Source organism: Shigella sp. FC1544, from assembly GCF_001722145.1.
Taxonomy (GTDB): domain Bacteria; phylum Pseudomonadota; class Gammaproteobacteria; order Enterobacterales; family Enterobacteriaceae; genus Escherichia; species Escherichia coli.
Genome location: NZ_MECT01000142.1, coordinates 1 through 5012, shown reverse-complemented (window position 1 = coordinate 5012; position 5012 = coordinate 1). Strand labels below are relative to the sequence as shown.

Here is a 5012-nt window from a genome sequence, read left to right as displayed (position 1 = left end):
CTGTATGAATCCCGCCTGAAGGGAAAGCTGCACGTAATCAGCAAGCGATATACGCAGCGAATTGAGCGGCATAACCTGAATCTGAGGCAGCACCTGGCACGGCTGGGACGGAAGTCGCTGTCGTTCTCAAAATCGGTGGAGCTGCATGACAAAGTCATCGGGCATTATCTGAACATAAAACACTATCAATAAGTTGGAGTCATTACCGCCGACGCCAAAATCAGCCAGTTCGATCTCAATGCCATTGAAGCTGCAAGCCAGCTCGCAACAGATGACGATGAGATAGCCGCGCTGACCGTTGGCGGCTCATTGTTGCAGAACTCGAAAGTGCGCAAAGATGTGCTATCCCGCGGGCCGCACAGCCTGTATTTGGTGCAGGATGCGCAACTTGAACATGCACTGCCTCTCGATACCGCAAAAGCGCTGGCGGCAGCAATTGAAAAGATCGGCTTCGATTTACTGATCTTTGGTGAAGGTTCCGGCGACCTTTATGCCCAGCAGGTTGGCTTGCTGGTCGGAGAAATTCTGCAACTTCCGGTGATTAATGCAGTGAGTGCTATTCAGCGTCAGGGCAATACACTGGTGATTGAACGCACGCTTGAAGATGATGTTGAAGTTATTGAACTCTCTGTTCCAGCCGTGCTCTGCGTCACCTCCGATATTAACGTGCCACGCATTCCTTCGATGAAAGCCATTCTCGGCGCGGGTAAAAAACCGGTAAATCAGTGGCAGGCAAGTGATATTGACTGGAGCCAGAGCGCGCCACTTGCTGAACTGGTCGGCATTCGCGTACCGCCGCAAACAGAACGTAAGCACATCATTATCGATAACGATTCGCCGGAGGCCATTGCCGAGCTGGCGGAACATCTGAAGAAAGCCCTGAACTGAAGCCTACGGAGAAGAAACGATGAGTCAATTAAACAGCGTCTGGGTCTTTAGCGATAATCCTGAACGTTATGCTGAACTGTTTGGCGGCGCTCAGCAATGGGGCCAACAGGTGTATGCCATTGTACAAAATACCGACCAGGCGCAGGCAGTTATGCCTTATGGTCCAAAATGTATTTATGTTCTTGAGCAAAACGACGCGCTGCAACGCACTGAAAATTACGCCGAAAGCATTGCTGCCCCGCTGAAAGATAAACACCCCGCTATGTTGCTGTTGGCCGCGACGAAACGTGGTAAAGCTCTGGCAGCACGGTTAAGTGTGCAACTGAATGCGGCGCTGGTGAACGATGCCACGGCGGTGGATATTGTCGATGGTCACATTTGCGCCGAACACCGGATGTATGGCGGGTTAGCGTTCGCTCAGGAAAAGATCAACAGCCCGCTGGCGATCATTACCCTTGCACCCGGTGTTCAGGAACCGTGCACCAGTGATACCTCTCATCAGTGCCCGACAGAAACGGTACCTTATGTTGCTCCGCGTCATGAAATTCTCTGTCGCGAACGCCGTGCGAAAGCCGCAAGCAGCGTGGACCTGAGCAAAGCAAAACGTGTGGTTGGCGTCGGTCGTGGTCTGGCGGCGCAGGATGACCTGAAAATGGTCCACGAACTGGCGGCGGTGCTGAATGCTGAAGTCGGCTGTTCACGTCCAATTGCCGAAGGCGAGAACTGGATGGAGCGTGAACGTTATATCGGTGTCTCCGGCGTGTTGCTGAAATCCGATCTCTACCTGACGCTGGGGATCTCCGGGCAGATCCAGCATATGGTTGGCGGCAACGGCGCAAAAGTGATTGTCGCCATCAATAAAGATAAAAATGCGCCAATCTTCAATTATGCCGACTACGGTCTGGTGGGCGATATCTACAAAGTCGTCCCTGCCCTGATTAGCCAGTTGAGCCGCTAATTCCCCTTTCAACCACATCTCCCGCTGTAAACGCAGCGGGAAGGGAGCATAACGAATGTCGGATGACAAATTTGATGCCATTGTGGTCGGTGCGGACGTTGCTGGTAGCGTTGCCGCACTGGTCATGGCGCGAGCCGGACTGGATGTCCTGGTGATAGAACGCGGCGACAGTGCCGGATGTAAAAACATGACCGGCGGGCGTCTTTATGCCCACACACTTGAAGCAATCATTCCAGGCTTTGCAGTATCAGCGCCGGTAGAACGCAAGGTCACACGCGAGAAAATCTTCTTCTTAACCGAAGAAAGCGCCGTTACCCTCGATTTTCACCGCGAGCAACCAGATGTTCCGCAACACGCATCTTATACCGTATTGCGTAATCGTCTGGACCCGTGGTTGATGGAACAAGCCGAGCAGGCGGGCGCACAGTTTATCCCGGGCGTTCGCGTCGATGCGTTGGTTCGTGAAGGAAACAAGGTCACTGGCGTGCAGGCCGGGGATGATATTCTCCAAGCGAATGTGGTGGTTCTAGCTGATGGCGTAAACTCGATGCTTGGCCGCTCGCTGGGAATGGTTCCCGCTTCCGATCCGCATCATTACGCTGTTGGTGTTAAAGAGGTTATTGGCCTCACACCAGAACAGATCAACGATCGCTTTAATATTACGGGCGAGGAAGGTGCCGCCTGGCTGTTTGCCGGTTCCCCTTCTGACGGCCTGATGGGCGGGAGATTTCTCTATACCAACAAGGATTCCATATCCTTGGGGCTGGTTTGTGGATTGGGTGATATCGCCCATGCGCAAAAAAGCGTGCCGCAAATGCTGGAAGATTTTAAACAACACCCCGCCATTCGCCCACTAATTAGCGGCGGCAAACTGCTTGAATATTCCGCGCATATGGTGCCAGAAGGCGGTCTGGCAATGGTGCCGCAGATGGTTAACGATGGCGTGATGATCGTTGGTGACGCCGCAGGCTTCTGCCTGAATTTGGGTTTTACAGTTCGTGGCATGGATTTAGCCATTGCATCGGCTCAGGCTGCCGCCACAACGGTGATCGCCGCCAAAGAACGCGAGGATTTCTCCGCCAGCAGTCTGGCGCAATACAAACGTGAGCTGGAACAAAGCTGCGTCATGCGCGATATGCAGCATTTCCGCAAGATCCCGGCGCTGATGGAAAACCCGCGCCTGTTTAGCCAATACCCACGAATGGTCGCCGACATCATGAACGAGATGTTCACCATTGACGGCAAACCAAACCAGCCGGTACGCAAAATGATCATGGGACACGCGAAGAAAATTGGGCTGATCAACTTGCTGAAAGATGGCATTAAGGGAGCAACCGCGCTATGAGCCAGAACGCTACGGTTAACGTCGACATCAAATTAGGCGTCAATAAATTCCATGTTGATGAGGGCCACCCGCATATCATTCTGGCGGCAAATCCCGATATCAATGAATTCCGTAAATTAATGAAAGCTTGCCCTGCCGGACTTTATAAGCAGGATGACGCCGGCAACATTCATTTCGATTCCGCCGGTTGTCTGGAGTGCGGCACCTGTCGGGTGCTGTGCGGCAACACTATTCTCGAACAGTGGCAATATCCCGCAGGCACCTTCGGTATTGATTTTCGCTACGGCTAATCATGCATCCCACAGGCCCGCATCTCGGGCCTGATGTTCTGTTTCGAGAGTCCAAAATGAAAGTGACATTAACGTTCAACGAACAACGTCGTGCGGCGTATCGTCAGCAAGGGTTATGGGGCGATGCTTCACTGGCCGATTACTGGCAGCAGACCGCTCGTGCGATGCCAGACAAAATTGCCGTGGTCGACAATCATGGTGCAACGTACACCTATAGCGCGCTCGATCACGCCGCGAGCTGTCTGGCAAACTGGATGTTAGCGAAGGGTATTGAATCAGGCGATCGCATCGCATTTCAACTGCCTGGCTGGTGTGAATTTACCGTTATCTATCTTGCCTGCCTGAAAATCGGTGCGGTTTCCGTGCCGCTGTTGCCTTCCTGGCGGGAAGCAGAACTGGTGTCGGTGCTCAATAAGTGTCAGGCAAAAATGTTCTTTGCACCGACGTTGTTTAAACAAACACGTCCGGTAGATTTAATCCTGCCGCTGCAAAATCAGCTTCCACAACTACAACAAATTGTCGGCGTGGACAAACTGGCTCCCGCCACCTCTTCCCTCTCATTAAGTCCGATTATCGCCGACAATACCTCACTGACCACGGCGATAACGACCCACGGCGATGAATTAGCTGCGGTGCTGTTTACCTCCGGAACTGAGGGTCTGCCAAAGGGCGTGATGCTAACGCATAACAATATTCTCGCCAGTGAGCGGGCTTATTGCGCGCGACTGAATCTGACCTGGCAGGATGTCTTTATGATGCCTGCGCCACTTGGTCACGCAACGGGCTTTCTGCATGGCGTAAGGGCACCATTCTTAATTGGCGCTCGCAGCGTGTTGTTAGATATTTTCACTCCTGATGCGTGTCTCGCGCTGCTTGAGCAGCAGCGTTGCACCTGTATGCTAGGCGCAACGCCGTTTGTCTATGATCTTTTGAATGTACTAGAGAAACAACCCGCGGACCTTTCAGCGCTGCGTTTCTTTCTTTGCGGCGGTACCACAATCCCCAAAAAAGTGGCACGTGAATGCCAGCAGCGCGGCATTAAATTATTAAGTGTTTATGGTTCCACAGAAAGTTCGCCGCATGCGGTGGTGAATCTCGATGATCCTTTGTCGCGCTTTATGCACACCGATGGTTACGCTGCCGCAGGTGTAGAGATTAAAGTGGTCGATGACGCACGCAAGACCTTACCGCCAGGTTGCGAAGGTGAAGAAGCCTCGCGTGGCCCCAATGTGTTTATGGGGTATTTTGATGAACCTGAATTAACCGCCCGTGCGCTGGACGAAGAAGGCTGGTATTGCAGCGGCGATCTCTGCCGTATGGATGAGGCTGGCTATATAAAAATTACCGGACGCAAGGTGATGCTGCCAACTTACTGATTTAGTGTATGATGGTGTTTTTGAGGTGCTCCAGTGGCTTCTGTTTCTATCAGCTGTCCCTCCTGTTCAGCTACTGACGGGGTGGTGCGTAACGGCAAAAGCACTGCCGGACATCAGCGCTATCTCTGCTCTCACTGCCGTAAAACATGGCAACT

General features: G+C 52.7%; 5 protein-coding genes and 2 pseudogenes. All 7 read left to right on the top strand.

Translation table 11 applies throughout. The features are described 5' to 3' along the window. A partial coding sequence (locus BGK49_RS26140) for an IS1 family transposase (protein ID WP_000718190.1) occupies positions 1-192 on the top strand: 192 nt, incomplete at its 5' end. 15 nt (positions 193-207) lie between these two features. After that, positions 208-888: pseudogene (locus BGK49_RS09325) on the top strand (electron transfer flavoprotein); the annotation flags it as partial. 19 nt (positions 889-907) lie between these two features. Then, the gene (locus tag BGK49_RS09320; protein WP_000080719.1) at positions 908-1846 is read left to right on the top strand and encodes an electron transfer flavoprotein subunit alpha; all 939 of its coding nucleotides are present in this window, start codon (positions 908-910) and stop codon (positions 1844-1846) included. 55 nt (positions 1847-1901) lie between these two features. Next, on the top strand, positions 1902-3191 hold the full coding sequence (locus BGK49_RS09315) for an FAD-dependent oxidoreductase (RefSeq protein WP_001278466.1): 1290 nt from the start codon (positions 1902-1904) through the stop codon (positions 3189-3191). Then, complete coding sequence (locus BGK49_RS09310; protein ID WP_000081071.1) at positions 3188-3481, top strand: ferredoxin family protein; 294 nt, start codon at positions 3188-3190, stop codon at positions 3479-3481. Before BGK49_RS09315 ends, BGK49_RS09310 begins: the two co-directional genes overlap by 4 nt. A 56-nt stretch (positions 3482-3537) precedes the next feature. After that, positions 3538-4836: pseudogene (gene fadK, locus BGK49_RS09305) on the top strand (medium-chain fatty-acid--CoA ligase); the annotation flags it as partial. A 54-nt stretch (positions 4837-4890) separates the two neighbouring features. Next, a partial coding sequence (locus BGK49_RS26130; RefSeq protein WP_001422013.1) for an IS1 family transposase occupies positions 4891-5012 on the top strand: 122 nt, incomplete at its 3' end.